The sequence below is a fragment of the Cellulosimicrobium sp. KWT-B genome (assembly GCF_002127155.1).
GTDB classification, from domain to species: Bacteria; Actinomycetota; Actinomycetes; order Actinomycetales; family Cellulomonadaceae; genus Cellulosimicrobium; species Cellulosimicrobium funkei.
In genome coordinates, this window is record NZ_NEDO01000001.1 from 274357 (window position 1) to 295489 (window position 21133).

General features: G+C 68.6%; 33 protein-coding genes. All 33 read right to left on the reverse strand.

From position 1 onward, the window contains the following. Positions 1-74: 74 nt before the first annotated feature. The 33 genes from B9L22_RS01180 to rpsL all read right to left on the reverse strand — a co-directional run bounded on the left by B9L22_RS01180 (position 75) and on the right by rpsL (position 21041). On the reverse strand, positions 75-1094 hold the full coding sequence (locus B9L22_RS01180; protein WP_021479760.1) for a DNA-directed RNA polymerase subunit alpha: 1020 nt from the start codon (positions 1092-1094) through the stop codon (positions 75-77). Between the two features lie 217 nt (positions 1095-1311). After that, on the reverse strand, positions 1312-1716 hold the full coding sequence (gene rpsK, locus B9L22_RS01185; RefSeq protein WP_021479759.1) for a 30S ribosomal protein S11: 405 nt from the start codon (positions 1714-1716) through the stop codon (positions 1312-1314). Between the two features lie 113 nt (positions 1717-1829). Continuing rightward, positions 1830-2204 carry a 30S ribosomal protein S13 gene (gene rpsM / locus B9L22_RS01190; RefSeq protein WP_021479758.1) on the reverse strand — a complete coding sequence of 125 codons (375 nt, stop codon included), beginning with the start codon at positions 2202-2204 and terminating at the stop codon, positions 1830-1832. Positions 2205-2441: 237 nt separating this feature from the next. Continuing rightward, positions 2442-2555: a 50S ribosomal protein L36 gene (rpmJ, locus tag B9L22_RS01195; RefSeq protein WP_009740505.1), complete on the reverse strand. Its 114-nt coding sequence runs from the start codon at positions 2553-2555 to the stop codon at positions 2442-2444. A gap of 96 nt (positions 2556-2651) precedes the next feature. Beyond that, entirely contained in the window at positions 2652-2873 is a 222-nt protein-coding gene (gene infA, locus B9L22_RS01200; protein WP_012867920.1) for a translation initiation factor IF-1, read from the reverse strand. Positions 2874-3176: 303 nt separating this feature from the next. Beyond that, on the reverse strand, positions 3177-4013 hold the full coding sequence (map, locus tag B9L22_RS01205; protein ID WP_086148959.1) for a type I methionyl aminopeptidase: 837 nt from the start codon (positions 4011-4013) through the stop codon (positions 3177-3179). 40 nt (positions 4014-4053) lie between these two features. Continuing rightward, positions 4054-4611 (reverse strand): adenylate kinase, encoded by a 558-nt coding sequence (locus B9L22_RS01210; protein ID WP_031315308.1) that lies wholly within the window; start codon positions 4609-4611, stop codon positions 4054-4056. Between the two features lie 50 nt (positions 4612-4661). Continuing rightward, positions 4662-5960, reverse strand: coding sequence for a preprotein translocase subunit SecY (secY, locus tag B9L22_RS01215; RefSeq protein WP_074808897.1), 1299 nt, complete (start codon positions 5958-5960; stop codon positions 4662-4664). 309 nt (positions 5961-6269) lie between these two features. After that, positions 6270-6824 carry a 50S ribosomal protein L15 gene (gene rplO, locus B9L22_RS01220; RefSeq protein WP_074808895.1) on the reverse strand — a complete coding sequence of 185 codons (555 nt, stop codon included), beginning with the start codon at positions 6822-6824 and terminating at the stop codon, positions 6270-6272. Positions 6825-6826: 2 nt separating this feature from the next. Then, positions 6827-7009, reverse strand: coding sequence for a 50S ribosomal protein L30 (rpmD, locus tag B9L22_RS01225; protein WP_021480439.1), 183 nt, complete (start codon positions 7007-7009; stop codon positions 6827-6829). Continuing rightward, the gene (rpsE, locus tag B9L22_RS01230) at positions 7009-7665 is read right to left on the reverse strand and encodes a 30S ribosomal protein S5 (RefSeq protein ID WP_021480438.1); all 657 of its coding nucleotides are present in this window, start codon (positions 7663-7665) and stop codon (positions 7009-7011) included. Before rpsE ends, rpmD begins: the two co-directional genes overlap by 1 nt. A gap of 40 nt (positions 7666-7705) precedes the next feature. Further along, positions 7706-8077, reverse strand: coding sequence for a 50S ribosomal protein L18 (gene rplR / locus B9L22_RS01235; RefSeq protein ID WP_021480437.1), 372 nt, complete (start codon positions 8075-8077; stop codon positions 7706-7708). Between the two features lie 2 nt (positions 8078-8079). Continuing rightward, a complete protein-coding gene (gene rplF, locus B9L22_RS01240; protein WP_021480436.1) occupies positions 8080-8616 on the reverse strand; it encodes a 50S ribosomal protein L6 in 537 nt (178 codons plus the stop codon). A 19-nt stretch (positions 8617-8635) separates the two neighbouring features. Next, positions 8636-9034 (reverse strand): 30S ribosomal protein S8, encoded by a 399-nt coding sequence (rpsH, locus tag B9L22_RS01245; protein ID WP_021480435.1) that lies wholly within the window; start codon positions 9032-9034, stop codon positions 8636-8638. Positions 9035-9115: 81 nt separating this feature from the next. Further along, entirely contained in the window at positions 9116-9301 is a 186-nt protein-coding gene (locus B9L22_RS01250; RefSeq protein ID WP_021480434.1) for a type Z 30S ribosomal protein S14, read from the reverse strand. Between the two features lies 1 nt (position 9302). Beyond that, on the reverse strand, positions 9303-9872 hold the full coding sequence (gene rplE, locus B9L22_RS01255; protein WP_021480433.1) for a 50S ribosomal protein L5: 570 nt from the start codon (positions 9870-9872) through the stop codon (positions 9303-9305). Next, entirely contained in the window at positions 9872-10213 is a 342-nt protein-coding gene (gene rplX / locus B9L22_RS01260) for a 50S ribosomal protein L24 (protein WP_021480432.1), read from the reverse strand. Before rplX ends, rplE begins: the two co-directional genes overlap by 1 nt. 2 nt (positions 10214-10215) lie before the next feature. Continuing rightward, complete coding sequence (gene rplN / locus B9L22_RS01265; RefSeq protein WP_021480431.1) at positions 10216-10584, reverse strand: 50S ribosomal protein L14; 369 nt, start codon at positions 10582-10584, stop codon at positions 10216-10218. 205 nt (positions 10585-10789) lie between these two features. Continuing rightward, positions 10790-11080, reverse strand: coding sequence for a 30S ribosomal protein S17 (gene rpsQ, locus B9L22_RS01270; RefSeq protein WP_021480430.1), 291 nt, complete (start codon positions 11078-11080; stop codon positions 10790-10792). Positions 11081-11091: 11 nt separating this feature from the next. Continuing rightward, a complete protein-coding gene (gene rpmC / locus B9L22_RS01275; RefSeq protein ID WP_021480429.1) occupies positions 11092-11328 on the reverse strand; it encodes a 50S ribosomal protein L29 in 237 nt (78 codons plus the stop codon). Further along, positions 11328-11747, reverse strand: a complete 420-nt coding sequence (gene rplP, locus B9L22_RS01280; protein WP_021480428.1) for a 50S ribosomal protein L16 — start codon at positions 11745-11747, stop codon at positions 11328-11330. Before rplP ends, rpmC begins: the two co-directional genes overlap by 1 nt. 3 nt (positions 11748-11750) lie before the next feature. Further along, positions 11751-12596 carry a 30S ribosomal protein S3 gene (gene rpsC, locus B9L22_RS01285; RefSeq protein ID WP_034654910.1) on the reverse strand — a complete coding sequence of 282 codons (846 nt, stop codon included), beginning with the start codon at positions 12594-12596 and terminating at the stop codon, positions 11751-11753. Then, a complete protein-coding gene (rplV, locus tag B9L22_RS01290; protein ID WP_021479879.1) occupies positions 12596-12967 on the reverse strand; it encodes a 50S ribosomal protein L22 in 372 nt (123 codons plus the stop codon). The genes rpsC and rplV overlap by 1 nt, the downstream gene beginning before the upstream one ends. A gap of 58 nt (positions 12968-13025) precedes the next feature. After that, entirely contained in the window at positions 13026-13307 is a 282-nt protein-coding gene (gene rpsS, locus B9L22_RS01295; protein WP_021479878.1) for a 30S ribosomal protein S19, read from the reverse strand. A 15-nt stretch (positions 13308-13322) separates the two neighbouring features. Then, positions 13323-14159 (reverse strand): 50S ribosomal protein L2, encoded by an 837-nt coding sequence (gene rplB / locus B9L22_RS01300; RefSeq protein WP_021479877.1) that lies wholly within the window; start codon positions 14157-14159, stop codon positions 13323-13325. A 31-nt stretch (positions 14160-14190) separates the two neighbouring features. After that, positions 14191-14481 (reverse strand): 50S ribosomal protein L23, encoded by a 291-nt coding sequence (gene rplW, locus B9L22_RS01305; RefSeq protein ID WP_021479876.1) that lies wholly within the window; start codon positions 14479-14481, stop codon positions 14191-14193. Next, positions 14478-15182, reverse strand: coding sequence for a 50S ribosomal protein L4 (gene rplD / locus B9L22_RS01310; RefSeq protein WP_021479875.1), 705 nt, complete (start codon positions 15180-15182; stop codon positions 14478-14480). Before rplD ends, rplW begins: the two co-directional genes overlap by 4 nt. Positions 15183-15187: 5 nt before the next feature. Beyond that, positions 15188-15850: a 50S ribosomal protein L3 gene (rplC, locus tag B9L22_RS01315; protein ID WP_021479874.1), complete on the reverse strand. Its 663-nt coding sequence runs from the start codon at positions 15848-15850 to the stop codon at positions 15188-15190. 14 nt (positions 15851-15864) lie between these two features. Further along, positions 15865-16173, reverse strand: a complete 309-nt coding sequence (rpsJ, locus tag B9L22_RS01320) for a 30S ribosomal protein S10 (RefSeq protein ID WP_012867945.1) — start codon at positions 16171-16173, stop codon at positions 15865-15867. A gap of 479 nt (positions 16174-16652) precedes the next feature. Next, positions 16653-17849 (reverse strand): elongation factor Tu, encoded by a 1197-nt coding sequence (tuf, locus tag B9L22_RS01325; RefSeq protein WP_021479872.1) that lies wholly within the window; start codon positions 17847-17849, stop codon positions 16653-16655. 127 nt (positions 17850-17976) lie between these two features. Then, positions 17977-20079 (reverse strand): elongation factor G, encoded by a 2103-nt coding sequence (gene fusA / locus B9L22_RS01330; RefSeq protein WP_021479871.1) that lies wholly within the window; start codon positions 20077-20079, stop codon positions 17977-17979. A 117-nt stretch (positions 20080-20196) separates the two neighbouring features. Next, positions 20197-20667, reverse strand: coding sequence for a 30S ribosomal protein S7 (rpsG, locus tag B9L22_RS01335; RefSeq protein ID WP_021479870.1), 471 nt, complete (start codon positions 20665-20667; stop codon positions 20197-20199). Then, positions 20667-21041, reverse strand: coding sequence for a 30S ribosomal protein S12 (gene rpsL, locus B9L22_RS01340; protein WP_021479869.1), 375 nt, complete (start codon positions 21039-21041; stop codon positions 20667-20669). Before rpsL ends, rpsG begins: the two co-directional genes overlap by 1 nt. Positions 21042-21133 lie beyond the last annotated feature (92 nt).

Genomic DNA, 21133 nt, shown 5'->3' on the forward strand with positions numbered 1-21133 from the left:
GGGATGTGCTCCTTGGGAAGTGATCGCGCCGCAGGTGCGGACCCGGACGCGCTGAGGTGTCTAGAGCCGCAGGCTCAGTACTGCTGCTCGGTGTCCGAGAACGTCGCCTCGTCGTCGTCGCCGTCGTAGTACGCGGCGGCCGACGGGTCGAAGTCGAGCGGCGAGTCCTTGAGGGACAGGCCGAGCTCGGCGAGCTTCTCCTTCACCTCGTTGATGGACTTCGCACCGAAGTTGCGGATGTCCAGCAGGTCCGCCTCGCTGCGTGCGACGAGCTCGCCCACCTGGTGGATGCCCTCGCGCTTGAGGCAGTTGTACGAGCGGATCGTGAGGTTGAGCTCCTCGATCGGCAGCGCCAGGTCCGCGGCCAGGGCCGCGTCCGTCGGCGACGGACCGATCTCGATGCCCTCGGCCTCGACGTTGAGCTCGCGGGCGAGGCCGAAGAGCTCCACCAGCGTCTTGCCGGCCGACGCGAGCGCGTCGCGCGGCGAGATCGCCGGCTTCGTCTCGACGTCCACGACCAGCTTGTCGAAGTCCGTGCGCTGCTCGACACGCGTCGCCTCGACCTTGTAGGTCACCTTGAGGACCGGCGAGTAGATCGAGTCGACCGGGATCCGGCCGATCTCGGCGTCGAACGACTTGTTCTGCGAGGCCGAGACGTAGCCACGGCCGCGCTCGACGGTCAGCTCGATCTCGAGCTTGCCCTTGTCGTTGAGCGTGGCGATGTGCAGCTCGGGGTTGTGGACCTCCACACCCGCGGGCGGGACGATGTCCGCCGCGGTGACCGCACCAGCACCCTGCTTGCGCAGGTACATCACGACGGGCTCGTCGTTCTCCGAGGAGACGACGAGGTTCTTGATGTTGAGGATGACCTCGGTCACGTCCTCCTTCACACCCGGCACGGTGGTGAACTCGTGGAGCACACCGTCGATGCGGATGGAGGTGACCGCCGCGCCCGGGATGGACGACAGCAGCGTGCGACGCAGCGAGTTGCCGAGCGTGTAGCCGAAGCCGGGCTCCAGCGGCTCGATGGAGAAGCGCGAACGGTTCTCCGAGATGACCTCTTCGGTCAAGGTGGGGCGCTGTGCGATCAGCACTGGTGGTTTCCTTTCGGTGAGCGTCCGCCATATGACGCTGCACGGTTCAAGGCGAGGTGCGTGCCTGCGGCACGCGGCCCCGGCCGGGACTCTGTCCACCCGGCCGGGAAGGGTGCGTCGACCCCGTCAGGAGGCGGCTGCCCCGTGACGGGCGCCGTCGACGGGCTCGGCCGGTCGGTGACCGGGCGGCCCGTCGACGGCACGTCGACGACGAGGGTCAGACGCGACGACGCTTGGGCGGCCGGCACCCGTTGTGCGCCTGCGGCGTCACGTCCTGGATCGAGCCGACCTCGAGGCCGGCCGACTGCAGCGAGCGGATCGCCGTCTCGCGACCCGAGCCCGGGCCCTTGACGAAGACGTCGACCTTCTTCATGCCGTGCTCCTGCGCCTTGCGGGCAGCGGCCTCGGCCGCGAGGCCGGCGGCGAAGGGGGTCGACTTGCGGGAGCCCTTGAAGCCGACGTCGCCGCCGGAGGCCCACGCGATCACGGCGCCCGACGGGTCCGTGATCGACACGATCGTGTTGTTGAACGTGCTCTTGATGTGCGCCTGGCCGGCGGGGACGTTCTTCTTGTCCTTGCGACGAGGCTTGCGCCCAGCGGCGGCGCGAGTCTTGGGAGGCATGTCCTTCTTCTCTCCTGGTCTGAGGTGGTCTGACCGCGGGGATCTCCACCCGGCACGGGACGGACCGTGAGGTCCGCGTCAGTGCGCGAGCAGGGCCCGCCCTGCGGACTGGCTCAGCGGGCCTTCTTCTTGCCGGCCACGGTGCGCTTCGGTCCCTTGCGCGTACGCGCGTTGGTCTTCGTGCGCTGGCCGCGCACAGGCAGGCCGCGGCGGTGACGCAGGCCCTGGTAGGTGCCGATCTCGACCTTGCGGCGGATGTCGGCGGCCACCTCACGACGGAGGTCACCCTCGAGCTTGTAGTTGCCCTCGAGGTAGTCGCGGAGCGCGACGAGCTCGGCGTCGCCGAGGTCCTTCACGCGGGCGTCCGGGCTGATGCCGGTGGCGGCCAGCGTCTGCTGGGCGCGGGTACGGCCGACGCCGTAGATGTAGGTGAGCGCGACCTCGAGCCGCTTGTCGCGGGGGAGGTCGACGCCGATGAGACGTGCCATGTGCCTTTCGGCTCCTCGTGCTTCGTCGGAGGTCTGTCGCACCGCCCTCCCACGGGGAGCTCCGTGGGCCCCGGCCTCCGAGCCGGGGGTTCCCCTGCCTGTGGCATTCTCCTCCCGGACTCGCGTCCGGGGTGCCGAGCAGGTTCGTGGTGGTGCGCTGGTGGCCGGCCGTCGTCGTGACGGGCGGCCTGGTGACCGCGGTCCCGGAGGACCGTCACCCGTGGCGCAGGTGAGGGCTCAGCCCTGGCGCTGCTTGTGCCGCAGGTTCTCGCAGATCACCATGACGCGACCGTGCCGGCGGATCACCTTGCACTTGTCGCAGATCTTCTTGACGCTGGGCTTGACCTTCATCTTCGTTCCCTCAGTGGTGCCCCGCTCCGGGCGCGACCGACGAGCGGCCCCGGTGGTCCCGGGTGCGAGGCGGGTGAGTGGGTGGACGCGTGACGACTACTTGTAGCGGTAGACGATCCGGCCGCGGGACAGGTCGTACGGGCTCAGCTCGACCACGACCCGGTCCTCGGGGAGGATCCGGATGTAGTGCTGGCGCATCTTGCCCGAGATGTGCGCGAGAACCTTGTGCCCGTTGGCCAGCTCCACGCGGAACATCGCGTTCGGCAGGGCCTCGACCACGCTGCCCTCGATCTCGATGACACCGTCCTTCTTTGCCATGTCCTCCGCTAACTCTCGTCTGAACTGCTAGGACTCCCGCGCACGCCCGACCCGAGGGTCGTCCGATCGTGGGAGGTGCGTGGAGCCGCGTGCGGTGGTCGGTCGCCCGGGTCCCGAGGGACGGGGGCCGGATGAACGACGTGCACGGACTACACCCGACGGACCATCCTACGGCATCCGGCAAGGGACGGGAAACCGTGGCGGGTCGTGCGCGCGGTGCGACGCGTCACTCCCCCGTCGTGCCGGGTGCCGTCGGGCGCTGCCGGACGGGAGCGAGGCGGCCCGCGACGGGCCGGTGCGCGGTCAGGCTGCGAGCGGTGCGACGCGCACGCCGAGCTCCGCGAGCTCCGCGGCGCCGCCGTCGGGCGCGGTGAGGACCCAGATGCCCTCGTCGAGGATCGCGACGCTGTGCTCCCAGTGCGCGGCACGGGTGCCGTCGTCGGTCACGACCGTCCAGTCGTCCTCGCACACCTCGGTGAACCGCTCGCCCCGCGTGAGCATCGGCTCGATCGCGAGGCACATGCCCGGGCGCAGCCGCGGGCCCTTCTCGCGCGTGCGGTAGTTCGGGACGTCCGGGGGCTGGTGCATCGCGGACCCGATCCCGTGGCCGACGTAGTCCTCGACGATGCCGTAGGTCACGCCGTCCGACTCCCCCGAGACACGCACCGAGTCCTCGATGGCGGCCCCGACGTCACACAGCCGCTCGCTCGTCGCGAGGGCGGCGATCCCGGCCCACATGGCGCGGCGCGTCGCCTCGACGAGCGCCTCGTCCTGGGGGTCGCCCTCGCCGAGCACGAACGAGACCGCCGAGTCGCCGTGCCAGCCGTCGACGACGGCCCCGCAGTCGACGGAGACGACGTCGCCCGGGCGCAGCTCGCGCGGCCCGGGGATGCCGTGGACGACCTCGTCGTTCACCGACACGCAGAGCGACGCCGGGTAGCCCTCGTACCCGAGGAACGACGACGTCGCCCCGGCGTCCGCGATGACCGCGGCGGCGAGCGCGTCGAGGTCGGCGGTCGTCATGCCCGGGCGGACGGCGTCGCGCACCGTCCCGAGCGCGCGCGCCACGACGAGGCCGGCGCTGCGCATGGACCGGACCTGGTCGTGCGTCTTGTACTCGATGCGCTCGCGACCGAACACCCTGCTGCTCCTCAGAACCGACGGAAAGACGTGCGGGCGCTCAGCCGACGAGCGCGGTCAGCGCCGACACGATGCGGCCGGTGACCTCGTCGATGTCGCCGATCCCGTCGACGCGCACCAGCAGGCCGCGGTCCGCGTAGGCGGAGGTGAGCGGCGCCGTCTGCTCCGCGTAGATGTCGAGGCGGCGCGCGATGGCCTCCTCCGTGTCGTCCTCGCGGCCCTCGATCTCCGCGCGCTTCGCGAGGCGCGCGAGCAGCTCGTCGCGGTCGGCGGTGAGCTCCACGACGCCGTCCAGCGCGACCCCCAGGTCGGCGAGGATCGCGTCGAGCTCGACGACCTGGGCCGCGTTGCGCGGGTAGCCGTCGAGGATGAACCCCTGCGCGGCGTCGTCCTGCGCGAGACGGTCGCGGACCATCGCGTTCGTCACCGAGTCGGGGACGAGGTCGCCCTTCGCGGTGTACTCCTGCGCGAGGCGGCCGAGCTCCGTGCCGCCCTTGATGTTCGCCCGGAAGATGTCGCCGGTCGAGATCGCCGGGATGGACAGCTGCTCGGCGAGCCGGGCGGCCTGCGTCCCCTTGCCCGCGCCCTGCGGGCCCATGATGACGAGGCGCGCGGGGCGCGCGGCGGACTGGCCGTCGGTGGCGTTGCTCAACGGAGGAACCCTTCGTAGTGGCGCTGCTGCAGCTGGGAGTTGATCTGCTTGACCGTCTCCAGGCCGACGCCGACGACGATGATGATCGAGGAGCCACCGAACGGGATGTTCGTGCTCACGCCGAGCCCGATGAGGACCAGCGTCGGCAGCAGTGCGACGAGCGCGAGGTAGATGGCACCCGCGGAGGTGATGCGGGTGATGACGTAGTCGAGGTACTCGGCGGTGGGCCGGCCGGCACGGATGCCCGGGATGAAGCCGCCGTACTTCTTCATGTTGTCCGCGACCTCGTCCGGGTTGAACGTGATCGACGTGTAGAAGAAGCAGAAGAACAGGATCATCAGCACGTACAGCAGGATGTGCAGCGGCGCGGACGGGTCGGCCAGGTTGGTGCTGATCCAGATCACCCAGTCGGCGCTCTGGTCGCCGAACTGCGCGATGAGGCCCGGGACCGCGAGCAGCGAGGCCGCGAAGATCACCGGGATGACACCCGCCATGTTGATCTTGATCGGGATGTAGGTGCTCGAGCCGCCGTACATGCGGCGACCGACCATGCGCTTGGCGTACTGCACCGGCACGCGGCGCTGCGACTGCTCGACGAACACGACCAGCCCGATGACGAGCACGATGACCGCGATCATGATGATGAAGTTCGTCGCGCCGTTCGCGCCGCCGGCGATCGACCACAGGGCGGTCGGGAAGCTCGCGGCGATGGACGTGAAGATGAGCAGCGACATGCCGTTGCCGACGCCGCGCTCCGTGATGAGCTCGCCGAGCCACATGATGAGGCCGGTGCCCGCGGTCATCGTGATGACCATGAGGGCCATCGTGACGAAGCTGGCGTCCGGGATGACGTCGACGGAGCAGCCCTGGAAGAGCAGGCCGTTGCGCGCCGTCGTGATGACGGTCGTCGACTGGAGGATGGCGAGCGCGATCGTCAGGTAGCGCGTGTACTGCGTCAGCTTCGACTGGCCCGACTGGCCCTCCTTGTGGAGCGCCTCGAAGCGGGGGATCACGACGCGCAGCAGCTGGACGATGATGCTCGCGGTGATGTACGGCATGATGCCGAGCGCGAAGATCGACAGCTGGAGCAGCGCGCCGCCGCTGAAGAGGTTGACCAGGCTGAGCAGGTCGTTGCCGTCGGCGGTCTCCGCGATGCACTGCTGCACGTTGGGGTAGTCCACGCCGGGCGTGGGGATGAACGACCCCACCCGGAAGATCGCCATGATCGCGATCGTGAACAGCAGCTTGCGCCGCAGGTCGGGCGTCCGGAAAGCCCGGGCGAATGCGCTGAGCACCTATCCTCCTGGCCCGCCGAGGCGGGATGTCGTGTCGCCGGGAGGCCCGGCGAGGTGTGACGCACGGCACGGGCGCCAAGAGGCACCCTAGCCGTAGCGCCGCGTCGAACGGCAAGTCGGTCCCGATCACCGGACGGGCCGGCCGTGGACCTGGGAGTGACGGCGGTCACCCCGGGGTGCGGGGAGACAGCCGTCGGAGAGTCTAGACCGTGGTCCGCTGCCGGACGGACCACGGGTCGTGCAGGGAGGCGCCCTCAGACGCGGACAGGGCCGACGGCGCGTACGCGCCACCGGCCCTGTCCAGGTGTGTCAGTCCTCCGAGACCGAACCGCCGGCCGCGAGGATCTTCTCGCGAGCCGCGCCCGAGAGGGCGTCGACCGCGACCTCGAGCTTGACGGTGATCTCACCCGTGCCGAGCACCTTGACGAGCTGGCCCTTGCGGACCGCGCCCTTCGCGACGAGGTCCTCGACGGTGACCTGGCCACCCTCGGGGTACAGCGCCGCGAGCTTGTCCAGGTTCACGACCTGGTACTCGGTGCGGAACGGGTTCTTGAAGCCGCGCAGCTTCGGGAGGCGCATGTGCAGAGGCATCTGCCCACCCTCGAAGCGCTCGGGAACCTGGTAACGAGCCTTCGTACCCTTGGTACCGCGGCCCGCCGTCTTACCCTTCGACGCCTCACCACGACCCACGCGGGTCTTGGCCTTCTTGGCGCCGGGAGCCGGACGCAGGTGGTGGACCTTGAGCGTGCCGCCGGCACCCTCGGTCTGCGCGGGGGTCTGCTCGGCCTTCGCCGGAGCCGACGCCTTCGCAGCGGTCTTCTTCTTCGGAGCCTCGGCGGTCTCCTTGGTGGCCTTCTCAGCCATGGTCACTCGACCTCCTCAACGGTGACGAGGTGCGCCACCGTCGCGACCATGCCGCGGATCTCCGGGCGGTCCTCCTTCACGGCGGTGTCGCCGATCCGCTTGAGGCCCAGAGTGCGCAGCGTGTCGCGCTGGTTCTGCTTGCCGCCGATGGCGGACTTCGTCTGGGTCACCTTGAGCCTGGCCATCAGGCGTTCACCCCCGCAGCACGGGCACGCAGGAGCGCGGCCGGGGCCACGTCCTCGAGCGGGAGACCACGGCGCGCGGCGACAGCCTCAGGCTGCTCCAGGTTGCGCAGGGCCTCGACGGTCGCGTGCACGATGTTGATCGCGTTGGACGAGCCGAGCGACTTGCTCAGCACGTCGTGGATGCCCGCGCACTCCAGCACGGCGCGCACCGGACCACCGGCGATCACACCGGTACCCGGAGCGGCCGGACGGAGGAACACGACGCCGGCGGCGGCCTCACCCTGGATGGGGTGCGGGATGGTGCCCTGGATGCGCGGGACCTTGAAGAAGTTCTTCTTGGCCTCCTCGACACCCTTGGCGATCGCCGCGGGCACCTCCTTCGCCTTGCCGTAGCCGACGCCGACGGTGCCGTCGCCGTCGCCCACCACGACGAGCGCGGTGAAGCTGAAGCGGCGGCCGCCCTTGACGACCTTGGAGACGCGGTTGATGGTGACGACGCGCTCGACGAAGGCGTTCTTCTCGGCTGCGTCGCCACGGCGACCGTCGCGACGGTCACCGCGACGGTCGTCGCGGCGCCCCCCGCGCGCGTTCTGGTCGCTCGACTCGTTGGCGGCACCCGTGGGGGCGCCGGTGTTGCTGCGCTGCCCTGCAGCCATCAGAGAATCCTTTGCTTCCGTGTGGGGATGGTCGGCGTCGTCACAGGGACAGACCGCCCTCGCGAGCGCCGTCGGCGACCGCAGCGACCCGACCGTGGTACTTGTTGCCACCACGGTCGAAGACGACGGAGTCGACGCCCTTGGCCTTCGCACGCTCGGCGACGAGCTCGCCGACCTTGCGGGCCTTGGCGCTCTTGTCGCCGTCGAGCGCACGCAGGTCCGCCTCGAGCGACGAGGCCGACGCGAGCGTCTGACCGATCGTGTCGTCCACGACCTGAGCCGTGATGTGACGCGTGGAACGCGTCACCACGAGGCGCGGACGACCGGCGGTCCCCTTGATCTTCTTGCGCAGGCGCAGGTGCCGGCGCTGACGCGCGACGGCCTTGCCCTTGCCGAGAACCTTCAGAGCCATCGTTACTTACCAGCCTTTCCAGCCTTGCGGCGGACGACCTCGCCGGCGTAACGCACACCCTTGCCCTTGTACGGCTCGGGCTTGCGGATCTTGCGGATGTTCGCTGCGATCTCGCCGACCTGCTGCTTGTCGATGCCGGAGACCGAGAACTTCGTCGGGCTCTCGACCGCGAACGTGATGCCCGCGGGCGGGGTCACGACGACCGGGTGGCTGAAGCCGAGGGCGAACTCGAGGTCCGAGCCCTTGGCCGTCACGCGGTAACCGGTGCCGACGATCTCGAGCTTCTTCTCGTAGCCCTGCGTCACGCCCTGGACGAGGTTCGCCAGGAGGGTGCGGGTCAGGCCGTGCAGCGCGCGGGACTCGCGCTCGTCGTTCGGGCGCGACACCACGAGGGTGCCGTCCTCCTGAGCGACCTGGATGGGGGCGGGCACGTGGTGCTCGAGCGAGCCCTTGGGGCCCTTCACGGTCACGAGCGCACCGCTGATGGTGACGTCCACTCCGGCGGGAACCGGAACGGGGATCTTGCCGATTCGAGACATGGCGTATCTCCTTTCCGGGTTACCAGACGTAGGCGAGGACTTCGCCGCCCACGCCCTTCGTGGCGGCCTGCTTGTCGGTGAGCAGACCGGAGGACGTGGACAGGATCGCCACGCCCAGGCCGCCGAGAACCTTCGGCAGCTCGGTGGACTTGACGTACTTGCGCAGGCCGGGCTTCGACACGCGGCGCACGCCGGCGAGGCTGCGCTCACGGTTCGGGCCGAACTTGAGCTGGATGGTGAGGTTCTTGCCCACCGTCGCGTCCTCGACGCTCCAGCCGGAGATGTAGCCCTCGGCCTGGAGGATCTCGGCAATGTGCGACTTCAGCTTCGAGTACGGCATGGTCACCGTCTCGTGGTAAGCCGAGTTCGCGTTCCGCAGACGCGTCAGCATGTCTGCGATCGGGTCGGTCATCGTCATCGGGCTCTAGCCCTTCCTCGACGTGGTATCCGGGCGGGGCGCGTCGAGCGACGCGCTCCGCCAGGACCTACGACGTAGTTGTTACCAGCTGCTCTTGGTGACGCCCGGAAGCTCACCACGGTGGGCCATCTCGCGCACGCAGATGCGGCACAGGCCGAACTTGCGGTACACCGAGTGCGGGCGACCGCACTTCTGGCACCGGGTGTAGGCGCGGACCGCGAACTTCGGCTTGGCGGCCGCCTTGTTGATCAGGGCCTTCTTCGCCATGTCAGTTCTCCTTGAAGGGGAAGCCGAGACGGCGCAGCAGGGAGCGGCCCTCGTCATCGGTCGTCGCCGTGGTCACGATCGTGATGTCCATACCGCGGACACGGTCGATCTTGTCCTGGTCGATCTCGTGGAACATCGACTGCTCCGTGAGACCGAACGTGTAGTTGCCGTTCCCGTCGAACTGCTTGGGCGACAGGCCGCGGAAGTCGCGGATGCGCGGCAGGGCGATCGACAGCAGGCGGTCCAGGAACTCCCACATGCGGTCGCCGCGCAGCGTGACGTGCGCGCCGATCGGCATGCCCTCGCGCAGCTTGAACTGCGCGATGGACTTGCGGGCCTTGGTCACCTGCGGCTTCTGGCCGGTGATCGCGGACAGGTCGCGGATGGCGCCCTCGATGAGCTTCGAGTCCTTGGCGGCGTCACCGACACCCATGTTCACGACGATCTTCGTGACGCGGGCGACCTGGTTGACGTTCTCGTGCCCGAACTCCTCGCGCAGACCGGCGACGATCTCCTCGCGGTAGCGCTGCTTCAGGCGGGGCACCTCGGGGGCGACGATCTCGGTGCTCATCAGATGTCCTTCCCGGAGCGCTTGGCGACACGCACGCGCACGGTGCGCTTGCGGCCGTCACGCTCGACCTCTTCGGTGCGGTACCCGACGCGGGTGCCCTTCTTGGTCTCCGGGTCGACGACCATCACGTTGCTGATGTGGATCGGGGCCTCGACGGTCTCGATCCCACCGGTCCGCGTGCCGCGCTGCGACTGGCCGACCTTGGTGTGCTTGGTGACGCGCTGGACGCCCTCGACGATGACGCGGTCACGGTCGGTGAGCACCTCGAGGACGCGCCCCTGCTTGCCCTTGTCCTTGCCCGCGATGACGACGACGAGGTCGCCCTTCTTGATCTTGGCCATGGTCAGAGCACCTCCGGAGCCAGCGAGATGATCTTCATGAACCGCTTGTCGCGCAGCTCGCGCCCGACAGGGCCGAAGATGCGCGTCCCGCGCGGCTCGCCGTCGTTCTTGAGGATCACGGCGGCGTTCTCGTCGAACTTGATGTAGGAACCGTCCGGACGACGGCGCTCCTTGGCGGTGCGGACGACGACGGCCTTGACCACGTCGCCCTTCTTCACGTTGCCGCCCGGGATCGCGTCCTTGACGGTTGCGACGATGACGTCGCCGATTCCGGCGTAGCGACGGCCCGAGCCACCGAGAACACGGATGCAGAGAATCTCCTTGGCACCCGTGTTGTCGGCGACACGAAGTCGCGACTCCTGCTGGATCATGTAATGAACTCCTGTCGTCGAGCCGGTTCTCGCCGGGGCGAGCCTTGCCGAACGGATAGCTGTCAGTGCCGGGTCCCTCGCGGGTGAACCGGCCAGGACCGGGCGGTGGACCCGCCCGACCTGTCCTCACTGGTTGCCGCACCGCGGTGCGGCACGAGAGCGGTCGTGACGAGCGAGCCGGGGCCCGCCCGTCACGACCGGTGGATCACTTGGCCTTCTCGAGGATCTCCGCGAGGCGCCACCGCTTGGTCGCGGACAGCGGGCGGGTCTCCATGATGAGCACCAGGTCGCCCACGCCGGCAGAGTTCTGCTCGTCGTGCGCCTTGACCTTGCTCGTGCGGCGGATGACCTTGCCGTAGAGCGGGTGCTTGACCCGGTCCTCGACCTCGACCACCACGGTCTTGTCCATCTTGTCGCTCACGACGTAGCCGCGGCGCGTCTTGCGGTGCGCGCGCTCCTCGGCCGCCTCGGGCGCGTTCGTTGCGTTCTCGCTCATTCCAGCCTCACTCACTCGGCGCTCGGCGCGGTTCGGATGCCGAGCTCGCGCTCACGCAGGATCGTGTAGATCCGCGCGATGTCGCGGCGGACGGCCTTGAGGCGCCCGTGGCTCTCCAGCTGGCCGGTGGCCGACTGGAAGCGGAGGTTGAAGAGCTCCTCCTTGACCTTCTTGAGCTCGGCGACGAGCGTCTCGTCGTCCATGGCGTCGAGGTCGACGGGGGCGAGCCCCTTCGTTCCGATTGCCATCAGTTGCCACCACCCTCGCGCACCACGAAACGGCACTTCATCGGGAGCTTGTGGATCGCGCGGCGCATGGCCTCGCGAGCCAGGTCCTCCGGGACACCCGCCAGCTCGAAGACGATCCGGCCGGGCTTGACATTGGCGACCCACCACTCGGGCGAACCCTTACCGGAACCCATGCGGGTCTCGGCAGGCTTCTTGGTCAGGGGACGGTCCGGGTAGATGTTGATCCAGACCTTGCCGCCACGCTTGATGTGGCGGGTCATCGCGATACGAGCAGCCTCGATCTGGCGGTTCGTCACGTACGCCGGCTCGAGAGCCTGGATGCCGTACTCGCCGAACGAGATCTGGGTGCCACCCTTCGCCGCGCCGGAGCGCGACGGGTGGTGCTGCTTGCGGTGCTTGAGCCTGCGCGGGATCAGCATGACTCAGGCCTCCGTTCCGGTCTCAGGGGCCTTCGCCTCTGCGGCGGGAGCAGCCTGCTCGGGCGCCGCCGGCGACTCGGACGCGGGGGTCCGCTCGGCCGAACGCTCGGGACGACGGCCGCCACCACGACGGTCGCCGCCGCGCTCACCGCGCGGGCCGCCACGGCCCTGGCGCGGAGCGGCCGTGGCCTGCTGCGCGGCGAACTCCTTCTCGGTGACGTCGCCCTTGTAGATCCACACCTTCACGCCGATGCGGCCGAACGTGGTGCGGGCCTCGAAGAAGCCGTAGTCGATGTACGCGCGCAGCGTGTGCAGCGGCACACGACCCTCGCGGTAGAACTCCGACCGGCTCATCTCCGCGCCACCGAGGCGGCCGGAGACCTGCACGCGGATGCCCTTCGCGCCGGCGCGCTGCGCGGACTGGATGCCCTTGCGCATGGCACGACGGAACGAGACGCGGCTCGCGAGCTGCTCGGCGATGCCCTGCGCGACGAGCTGCGCGTCCGTCTCGGCGTTCTTCACCTCGAGGATGTTGAGCTGCACCTGCTTGCCGGTGAGCTTCTCGAGCTCGCCGCGGATGCGGTCCGCCTCGGCGCCGCGGCGACCGATGACGATGCCCGGGCGCGCAGTGTGGATGTCCACGCGGACGCGGTCACGGGTGCGCTCGATCTCGACCTTGGAGATGCCGGCACGCTCGAGACCCGTGCTCATGAGCTTGCGGATCTGGACGTCCTCGCGGACGTAGTCGCGGTACCGCTGGCCGGGCTTGGTGCTGTCGGCGAACCAGCGCGACCGGTGGTCGGTGGTGATGCCGAGGCGGTACCCGTGCGGGTGAACCTTCTGTCCCACTATCGGGCACTTCCCTTCGTGTTCTCACGCGGAGCGACGACCACGGTGATGTGGCTGGTGCGCTTGAGGATGCGGTTCGCACGGCCCTGGGCCCGGGGGCGGAAACGCTTGAGGGTCGGGCCCTCGTCGACGAACGCCTCACGCACGACGAGCTCCTGCTCCTCGAACGCTTCGCTCGCGCGGTCCGCCTTCACCCGGGCGTTGGCGATGGCGCTCTCCACGACCTTGCGGACGGGCTCGCTCGCCGCCTGCGGTGCGAACTTCAGCACCGCGACGGCCTCGGAGGCCTGCTTGCCACGGATGAGGTCCACGACGCGCCGGGCCTTCTGGGGCGTGACACGGACGAACCGCGCCTGCGCCTTGGCTTCCATTGCTGTCCTGCCTTCTTGTCTCTTGACCGTCCAGGTCGTCACCAGACTGACCCGGGGGTCAGCGGCGACGACCCTTCTTGTCGTCCTTCACGTGGCCGCGGAAGGTCCGCGTGGGAGCGAACTCGCCGAGCTTGTGGCCGACCATCGACTCGGTGACGAACACCGGCGTGTGCTTGCGACCGTCGTGCACGGCGAACGTGTGACCGAGGAAGTCGGGCGTGATGACCGACCGACGGGACCAGGTCTTGATGACGTTCTTGGTCCCCTTCTCGTTCTGAGCGTCCACCTTCTTCTGCAGGTGGTCGTCGACGAAGGGGCCCTTCTTCAGGCTACGAGGCATGTCTCCAGGCTCCTATCAGCGCTTCTTGCCGGTACGGCGACGACGCACGATCAGCTTGTCGCTCGGCTTGTTGGGACGGCGGGTACGACCCTCCGGCTGGCCCCACGGGCTCACCGGGTGGCGACCACCGGAGGTCTTGCCCTCACCACCACCGTGCGGGTGGTCGATCGGGTTCATGGCGACACCGCGGACGGTCGGGCGCTTGCCCTTCCAGCGCATGCGGCCGGCCTTGCCCCAGTTGATGTTCGACTGCTCGGCGTTGCCGACCTCGCCGACCGTCGCGCGGCAGCGCAGGTCGACGTTGCGGATCTCGCCGGAGGGCATGCGCAGCTGCGCGTACGGCCCGTCCTTGGCGACGAGCTGCACGGACGCACCGGCCGAGCGGGCGATCTTCGCGCCGCCACCGGGCTTGAGCTCGATGGCGTGGATGACCGTACCGGTCGGGATGTTGCGCAGCGGCAGGTTGTTGCCGGGCTTGATGTCCGCGCCCGCGCCCGCCTCGACGACGTCGCCCTGCTTGAGCTTGGCCGGCGCGACGATGTAGCGCTTCTCGCCGTCCGCGTAGTGCAGGAGCGCGATGCGCGCGGTGCGGTTGGGGTCGTACTCGATGTGCGCGACCTTCGCCGGCACGCCGTCCTTGTCGTGACGACGGAAGTCGATCACGCGGTACGCACGCTTGTGGCCACCACCCTTGTGACGGGTGGTGATACGACCGGAGCTGTTGCGGCCGCCGCTCTTGGAGAGCGGGCGGACCAGAGACTTCTCCGGCTGCGAGCGCGTGATCTCGGCGAAGTCGGCGACGCTCGAGCCGCGGCGGCCGGGCGTCGTCGGCTTGTACTTACGGATTCCCATGGGGATCTGTCCTCAATCTGCTCTCGTCGGCTCAGCCGAAGATGTCGATCGTGCCCTCGCGGAGGGTGACGATCGCACGCTTGGTGTCCTTGCGCTTGCCCAGGCCGAAACGCGTGCGACGCGTCTTGCCCTTGCGGTTGATCGTGTTCACCGAGGCGACCTTGACCGAGAAGATCTGCTCGACGGCGATCTTGATCTCGGTCTTGTTGGCCCGCGGGTCGACGACGAACGTGTACTTGCCCTCGTCGAGCAGGCCGTAGCTCTTCTCGGAGACGACCGGCGCGAGGATCACGTCACGGGGGTCCTTGGTCACGGTGGTCACTTCGCGGCCTCCTCGGCAGCAGTCTCGTCCGCCTCGGTGGAGGTGGCGACGGCCTTCGCGGAGCGACCCGTGGCCGGGCCCGTCAGGAACGCGTCGAGCGCGCCCTGCGTGAAGACGACGTCGTCGGAGACGAGCACGTCGTAGGTGTTGAGCTGGTCGGCCACCAGGAGGTGAACCTGCTCGACGTTCCGCAGCGACTTGATCGTCAGCTCGTCGCCACGCTCGGTGACGACGAGGACGTGCTTGCGCCCGGAGAGCTTGGCGAGCGTCGTGACGGCGGTCTTGGTCGACGGCAGGCCGTCGACGCCGAAGCCGGTCACCACGTGGACGCGGCCGTTGCGGGCGCGGTCCGAGAGGGCACCGCGGAGCGCGGCGGCCTTCATCTTCTTGGGCGTCCGCTGGTCGTACGAGCGCGGCGTCGGGCCGTGGACGACGCCACCGCCGGCGAACTGCGGCGCACGGGTCGAACCCTGGCGGGCGCGGCCGGTGCCCTTCTGCTTGTACGGCTTGCGACCACCACCGCGGACCTCGCCGCGGGACTTGGTGTCGTGGGTGCCCTGGCGTGCGGCAGCACGCTGGGCGACGACGACCTGGTGGATCAGCGGGACGTTGAGCTCGACGTCGAACACCTCGGCGGGGAGCTCGGCGGTGCCGGCCTTCTTGCCCTTGGGGTCCAGCACGTCAACGGTCAGAGCGGACATGGGGTTCACGCTCCCTTCGCGGCGCTGCGCACGAGGACGACGCCGCCCTTGGGGCCGGGAACCGCGCCCTTGACGAGCAGCAGACCCTTCTCGGCGTCGACCGCGTGGACGGTCAGGTTCTGGGTGGTCTGACGGACGTTGCCCATCCGACCGGCCATGCGCAGGCCCTTGAAGACTCGCGACGGGGTCGAGGCCCCACCGATCGAGCCGGGCTTGCGGTGGTTGCGGTGCGAGCCGTGGGAGGCACCCACGCCGGAGAAGCCGTGACGCTTCATGACACCGGCGGTGCCCTTGCCCTTGGTCGTGCCCACGACGTCGACCACGGCGCCGGCCTCGAAGGCCTCCGCGGTGATCTCCTGGCCGAGCGAGTACTCGGTGGCGTCGGTGGTGCGGACCTCGGCGACGTGACGACGCGGCGTGACGCCGGCCTTCTCGAAGTGGCCCTTGAGCGGCTTCGTGACCTTGCGCGGGTCGATCTGGCCGTAGGCGAGCTGCACGGCGGCGTAGCCGTCGGCGTCCGACGTGCGCACCTGCGTCACGACGTTCGTGCCGACCGCGACGACGGTGACGGGCACGAGGCGCCCGGCCTCGTCCCAGAGCTGCGTCATCCCGAGCTTCGTGCCGAGCACCGCGGTGACCGGGCGCGCGTTCTGCTGGGGGGTAGTCATGATGTCCTCCAGCCTCAGAGCTTGATCTCGATGTTCACGTCAGCCGGCAGGTCGAGACGCATGAGCGAGTCGACCGCCTTCGGCGTGGGATCGATGATGTCGATCAGCCGCTTGTGCGTGCGCATCTCGAAGTGCTCGCGGCTGTCCTTGTACTTGTGAGGCGACCGGATGACGCAGAAGACGTTCTTCTCCGTCGGCAGCGGCACCGGACCCACGACCGTTGCACCAGCGCGCGTCACCGTGTCGACGATCTTGCGCGCCGAGCTGTCGATGACCTCGTGGTCGTAGGACTTGAGCCGGATGCGGATCTTCTGTCCCGCCATGGCGTCGTCTGACTCTCTCTCTCGAACCGCTAGCTGTCCGACCCCCGCGCTCGGGCGTGTCGCGTAGTCGCGACGCACCTGGGCGCACACGCCGAGAGGCGCAGGGCCGTTGGATATGTGGACTCCCGCCGGGCTCCGTGCTGACGCACGGCTCCGCGAACCGGACCACAACGTTTGTGCGAGCCTGTCGGAACGTGTGTTCCGCGGGGTACTCGATCCATGGCGACACAGAGAGCTCAACCCGCAGACCCGGGAGAAGTCCCGGGGTCCTGGCCCTCGGCGAGAGGACCGGTTCAACACACTGTTCGACACGTGAAAGAGCGCACCCGTAACAGGCAACCTGAACAGTCTGCCACACGAAGCCGCCGTCGTCCAAGTCGGGACGACGCGACGCCGGTGTGACGGTGACCGCAGGCCGAAGGCCCGGTCCCGCGGACGGGACCGGGCCTTCGACGAGGTGCTGCGGAGGCAGCGTCAGATCACTTGAGGATCTTGGTGACGCGGCCCGAGCCGACGGTCCGGCCACCCTCACGGATGGCGAAGCCGAGGCCCTCCTCCATGGCGATCGGCTGGATCAGCTCGACCGTCATCTCGGTGTTGTCGCCGGGCATGACCATCTCGGTGCCCTCGGGCAGCGTGATGACGCCGGTGACGTCCGTCGTGCGGAAGTAGAACTGCGGACGGTAGTTCGAGTAGAACGGGTTGTGACGGCCGCCCTCGTCCTTGCCCAGGATGTAGACCTGCGCCTCGAACTGCGTGTGCGGGGTGATCGAACCCGGCTTCACGACGACCTGGCCGCGCTCGACGTCCTCGCGCTTGATGCCGCGCAGGAGCAGACCGGTGTTGTCGCCGGCCTGAGCCTGGTCCATCTGCTTGTGGAACGTCTCGATGCCCGTGACCGTGGTCTTCTGGGGCGAGCGGATGCCGACGATCTCGACGTCCGAGTTGAGGTCGAGCGTGCCACGCTCCACCTTGCCGGTGACGACGGTGCCACGACCGGTGATCGTGAAGACGTCCTCGACGGGCATGAGGAACGGCTTGTCGAGCTCGCGGACGGGCTCGGGCACGTTCTCGTCCACGGCCTCCATGAGCTCGAGGATCTTCGCGGTCCACTCGGGGTCGCCCTCGAGCGCCTTGAGACCGGAGACGCGCACGACCGGCGCGTTGTCACCGTCGAACTCCTGCGAGGAGAGGAGCTCGCGCACCTCCATCTCGACGAGCTCGAGGATCTCCTCGTCGTCGACCATGTCGGACTTGTTGAGCGCCACGAGCAGGTACGGCACGCCGACCTGGCGGGCGAGCAGGACGTGCTCGCGCGTCTGGGCCATCGGGCCGTCGGTCGCGGCGACCACCAGGATCGCGCCGTCCATCTGGGCGGCACCGGTGATCATGTTCTTGATGTAGTCGGCGTGACCCGGGGCGTCGACGTGCGCGTAGTGGCGCTTCGGCGTCTCGTACTCGATGTGCGCGATGTTGATCGTGATACCGCGCTGCTTCTCCTCGGGAGCCGCGTCGATCTCGTCGAAGTTGCGCTGCGTGTTCGCCGGCAGGTCCGGGTACGTGTCCGCGAGCGTCTTCGAGATCGCCGCCGTGAGCGTCGTCTTACCGTGGTCGACGTGACCGATGGTGCCGACGTTGACGTGCGGCTTGGTCCGCTCGAACTTGGCCTTAGCCACTGGGGTCCTCCTGGGACTTGGGTAGATGTGCCGAACGTTGCGAATGTCGACCGAGAGATCCTACATCCGCGGGGCGTTGCGGTTTCCTACAGGTTGATGGTTGTGCGGGTCTTCGACCTGTGGGGACTCACTCGCCCCGGGTCTTCTTGATGATCTCTTCGGCAACGTTCCGAGGAACCTCGGCGTAGTTGTCGAACTGCATCGAGTACACCGCACGACCCTGGGTCTTGGACCGGAGGTCACCGATGTACCCGAACATCTCTGACAACGGTACGTGGGCCCGGACGACCTTCACACCCGTCGCGTCCTCCATGGACTGGATCATTCCACGACGTGAGTTCAGGTCACCGATGACGTCGCCCATGTACTCCTCGGGCGTACGCACCTCGACCGCCATCACCGGCTCCAGCAGAACCGGGTCCGCCCGCTTGACGCCCTCCTTGAGGACCATCGAGCCGGCGATCTTGAACGCCATCTCCGAGGAGTCGACCTCGTGGTAGGCGCCGTCGAGCAGGATCGCCTTCACCCCGACCAGCGGGAAGCCGGCGAGCACGCCGAGCTCCATCGCGGACTGGATGCCGGCGTCGACGCTGGGGATGTACTCGCGCGGGATGCGACCACCGGTGACGGCGTTGGAGAACTCGTAGAGCTCGCCCTCGGACGTGTCGAGCGGCTCGAAGGTCACCTGGACCTTCGCGAACTGCCCGGACCCACCGGTCTGCTTCTTGTGCGTGTACTCGATCTTCTCGGCCTTGCGGCGGATCGTCTCGCGGTACGCGACCTGCGGCTTGCCGACGTTCGCCTCGACCTTGAACTCGCGACGCATGCGGTCGACGAGGATGTCGAGGTGGAGCTCGCCCATGCCGCCGATGACGGTCTGGCCGGTCTCGTCGTCCAGCTTCACGCGGAAGGTCGGGTCCTCCTCGGCGAGCTTCTGGATCGCCGTGGAGAGCTTCTCCTGGTCGGCCTTCGTCTTCGGCTCGATCGCCACGTCGATGACGGGCTCGGGGAAGCTCATCGACTCGAGGATGACCGGGTTCGCCATGTCGCTCAGCGTGTCACCGGTCGTGGTGTCCTTGAGGCCGATGACCGCGTAGATGTGACCGGCGCTCGCCTCGTCGACCGGGTTCTCCTTGTTGGAGTGCATCTGGAAGATCTTGCCGACGCGCTCCTTCTTGCCCTTGGTCGAGTTCGCGACCTGCTGGCCGGGCTCGACACGACCGGAGTACACGCGGACGTAGGTGAGCTTGCCGAAGAACGGGTGCGCCGCGACCTTGAAGGCGAGCGCGGAGAACGGCTCCGAGGCGTCGGGGTGACGCTGGATGACCTTCTCCTCGTCCTTCGGGTCGTGACCGTCGATGGCCGGCACGTCGAGGGGCGACGGGAGGTAGTCGATGACCGCGTCGAGCATGGGCTGGACGCCCTTGTTCTTGAACGCGGAGCCGCACAGGACCGGGAACGCCTCGCCCGCGATGACGAGCTTGCGGATGCCGGCCTTGAGCTCGGCGATCGTCAGCTCCTCGCCACCGAGGTACTTCTCGAGCAGCTCCTCGTCGGCCTCCGCGACGGCCTCGACGAGCTCGCTGCGGTACTGCTGGGCCTTCTCGACCAGGTCCGCGGGGATCTCCTCGGTGTCGTACGCCTCGCCGAGCTGGGTCTCCCCGTGCCAGACGAGCGCCTTCATCTCGAGCAGGTCCACGACACCGGTGAAGTCGCTCTCGGCACCGATCGGGAGCTGGATGACCAGCGGCTTCGCCTTGAGGCGGTTGATGATCGTGTCGACGGTGAAGTAGAAGTCCGCGCCGAGCTTGTCCATCTTGTTGACGAAGCAGATGCGCGGGACGTTGTACTTGTCCGCCTGGCGCCACACCGTCTCCGACTGCGGCTCGACACCCTCCTTGCCGTCGAAGACGGCGACGGCGCCGTCGAGCACGCGCAGGGAGCGCTCGACCTCGACCGTGAAGTCGACGTGGCCGGGCGTGTCGATGATGTTGATCTGGTTCTTGTTCCAGTAGCACGAGACGGCGGCGGACGTGATCGTGATGCCGCGCTCCTTCTCCTGCTCCATCCAGTCGGTCGTGGACGCGCCGTCGTGCGTCTCGCCGAGCTTGTAGTTCACACCCGTGTAGAACAGGATGCGCTCGGTGGTCGTGGTCTTCCCGGCATCGATGTGGGCCATGATGCCGATGTTGCGGACCTTGCTCAGGTCGGTCAGCACGTCAAGTGCCACGGTCTGCTTCCCTCGTTAGATGGGTTGAGTCGGGGGCGCTGCTCGGACCGGGGTGACCGGCCTCGACCCGCCGACGGCCCCGGGGACCGCTCCGGTCCCCGGGGCCCGTCGTGCGGACTACCAGCGGTAGTGGGCGAAGGCCTTGTTGGACTCCGCCATCTTGTGCATGTCCTCACGGCGCTTGACCGCGGCGCCGAGGCCGTTGCTCGCGTCGAGGATCTCGTTCATGAGGCGCTCCGTCATGGTCTTCTCGCGACGAGCGCGCGAGTAGTCCGTGAGCCAGCGCAGCGCGAGGGTCGTCGCACGCGCCGGGCGCACCTCGACCGGGACCTGGTAGGTCGCACCACCGACGCGGCGCGAGCGGACCTCGAGCGCCGGGCGGACGTTCTCGAGCGCGCGCTTGAGCACGACGACCGGGTCGCCGTCCGTCTTCGCCCGGACGCCCTCGAGGGCGCCGTAGACGATCGACTCGGCGGTGGACTTCTTGCCGTCGAGCAGCACCTTGTTGATGAGCTGCGTGACGACGGGAGACCCGTAGACCGGGTCGACGATGAGCGGCCGCTTCGGGGCCGGGCCCTTGCGAGGCATCAGCTCTTCTCCTTCTTGGCGCCGTAGCGGCTGCGGGCCTGCTTGCGGTTCTTCACGCCCTGCGTGTCGAGCGCGCCGCGCACGATCTTGTAGCGCACACCCGGGAGGTCCTTCACACGACCGCCGCGCACGAGCACGATGGAGTGCTCCTGGAGGTTGTGGCCGACGCCGGGGATGTAGGCCGTGACCTCGACCTGGGAGGAGAGCTTCACGCGAGCGACCTTGCGCAGCGCGGAGTTCGGCTTCTTCGGGGTGGTGGTGTACACGCGCGTGCACACACCGCGCCGCTGCGGGGAGCCCTTGAGGGCGGGAGTCTTGGACTTCCCCACCTTCGAGGTCCGCCCCTTGCGGACGAGCTGCTGGATCGTAGGCACTACGTCTCCGTGTCTTCTCGAGCTACCGGGGCTATCCCCGATGGTGGTCGTGCGGGCTGCTGGAGCCGATCGCACGAGGCACCCGCAGCGCG

Bases quoted from the DNA above. Each gene is read 5' to 3' on its own strand.
- rpsK (WP_021479759.1), bottom strand. From the start codon at position 1,716: ATGCCTCCCAAGACTCGCGCCGCCGCTGGGCGCAAGCCTCGTCGCAAG.
- rpsM (WP_021479758.1), bottom strand. From the start codon at position 2,204: ATGGCACGTCTCATCGGCGTCGACCTCCCCCGCGACAAGCGGCTCGAG.
- rpmJ (WP_009740505.1), bottom strand. From the start codon at position 2,555: ATGAAGGTCAAGCCCAGCGTCAAGAAGATCTGCGACAAGTGCAAGGTG.
- infA (WP_012867920.1), bottom strand. From the start codon at position 2,873: ATGGCAAAGAAGGACGGTGTCATCGAGATCGAGGGCAGCGTGGTCGAG.
- B9L22_RS01210 (WP_031315308.1), bottom strand. From the start codon at position 4,611: ATGGGCCCGCAGGGCGCGGGCAAGGGGACGCAGGCCGCCCGGCTCGCC.
- rplO (WP_074808895.1), bottom strand. From the start codon at position 6,824: ATGGCTGAGAAGGCCACCAAGGAGACCGCCGAGGCTCCGAAGAAGAAG.
- rpmD (WP_021480439.1), bottom strand. From the start codon at position 7,009: ATGGCCAGGCTCAAGGTGACCCAGACGAAGTCCGCCATCGGCGGCAAG.
- rpsE (WP_021480438.1), bottom strand. From the start codon at position 7,665: ATGGCTGCAGGGCAGCGCAGCAACACCGGCGCCCCCACGGGTGCCGCC.
- rplR (WP_021480437.1), bottom strand. From the start codon at position 8,077: ATGGCTCTGAAGGTTCTCGGCAAGGGCAAGGCCGTCGCGCGTCAGCGC.
- rplF (WP_021480436.1), bottom strand. From the start codon at position 8,616: ATGTCTCGAATCGGCAAGATCCCCGTTCCGGTTCCCGCCGGAGTGGAC.
- rpsH (WP_021480435.1), bottom strand. From the start codon at position 9,034: ATGACGATGACCGACCCGATCGCAGACATGCTGACGCGTCTGCGGAAC.
- B9L22_RS01250 (WP_021480434.1), bottom strand. From the start codon at position 9,301: ATGGCGAAGAAGGCCCTGATCAACAAGGCGGCCGCCAAGCCGAAGTTC.
- rplE (WP_021480433.1), bottom strand. From the start codon at position 9,872: ATGAGCACCGAGATCGTCGCCCCCGAGGTGCCCCGCCTGAAGCAGCGC.
- rplX (WP_021480432.1), bottom strand. From the start codon at position 10,213: ATGGCCAAGATCAAGAAGGGCGACCTCGTCGTCGTCATCGCGGGCAAG.
- rplN (WP_021480431.1), bottom strand. From the start codon at position 10,584: ATGATCCAGCAGGAGTCGCGACTTCGTGTCGCCGACAACACGGGTGCC.
- rpsQ (WP_021480430.1), bottom strand. From the start codon at position 11,080: ATGAGCGAGAACGCAACGAACGCGCCCGAGGCGGCCGAGGAGCGCGCG.
- rpmC (WP_021480429.1), bottom strand. From the start codon at position 11,328: ATGGCAATCGGAACGAAGGGGCTCGCCCCCGTCGACCTCGACGCCATG.
- rplP (WP_021480428.1), bottom strand. From the start codon at position 11,747: ATGCTGATCCCGCGCAGGCTCAAGCACCGCAAGCAGCACCACCCGTCG.
- rplV (WP_021479879.1), bottom strand. From the start codon at position 12,967: ATGGAAGCCAAGGCGCAGGCGCGGTTCGTCCGTGTCACGCCCCAGAAG.
- rpsS (WP_021479878.1), bottom strand. From the start codon at position 13,307: ATGCCTCGTAGCCTGAAGAAGGGCCCCTTCGTCGACGACCACCTGCAG.
- rplB (WP_021479877.1), bottom strand. From the start codon at position 14,159: ATGGGAATCCGTAAGTACAAGCCGACGACGCCCGGCCGCCGCGGCTCG.
- rplD (WP_021479875.1), bottom strand. From the start codon at position 15,182: ATGTCCGCTCTGACCGTTGACGTGCTGGACCCCAAGGGCAAGAAGGCC.
- rplC (WP_021479874.1), bottom strand. From the start codon at position 15,850: ATGACTACCCCCCAGCAGAACGCGCGCCCGGTCACCGCGGTGCTCGGC.
- rpsJ (WP_012867945.1), bottom strand. From the start codon at position 16,173: ATGGCGGGACAGAAGATCCGCATCCGGCTCAAGTCCTACGACCACGAG.
- rpsG (WP_021479870.1), bottom strand. From the start codon at position 20,667: ATGCCTCGCAAGGGCCCGGCCCCGAAGCGGCCGCTCATCGTCGACCCG.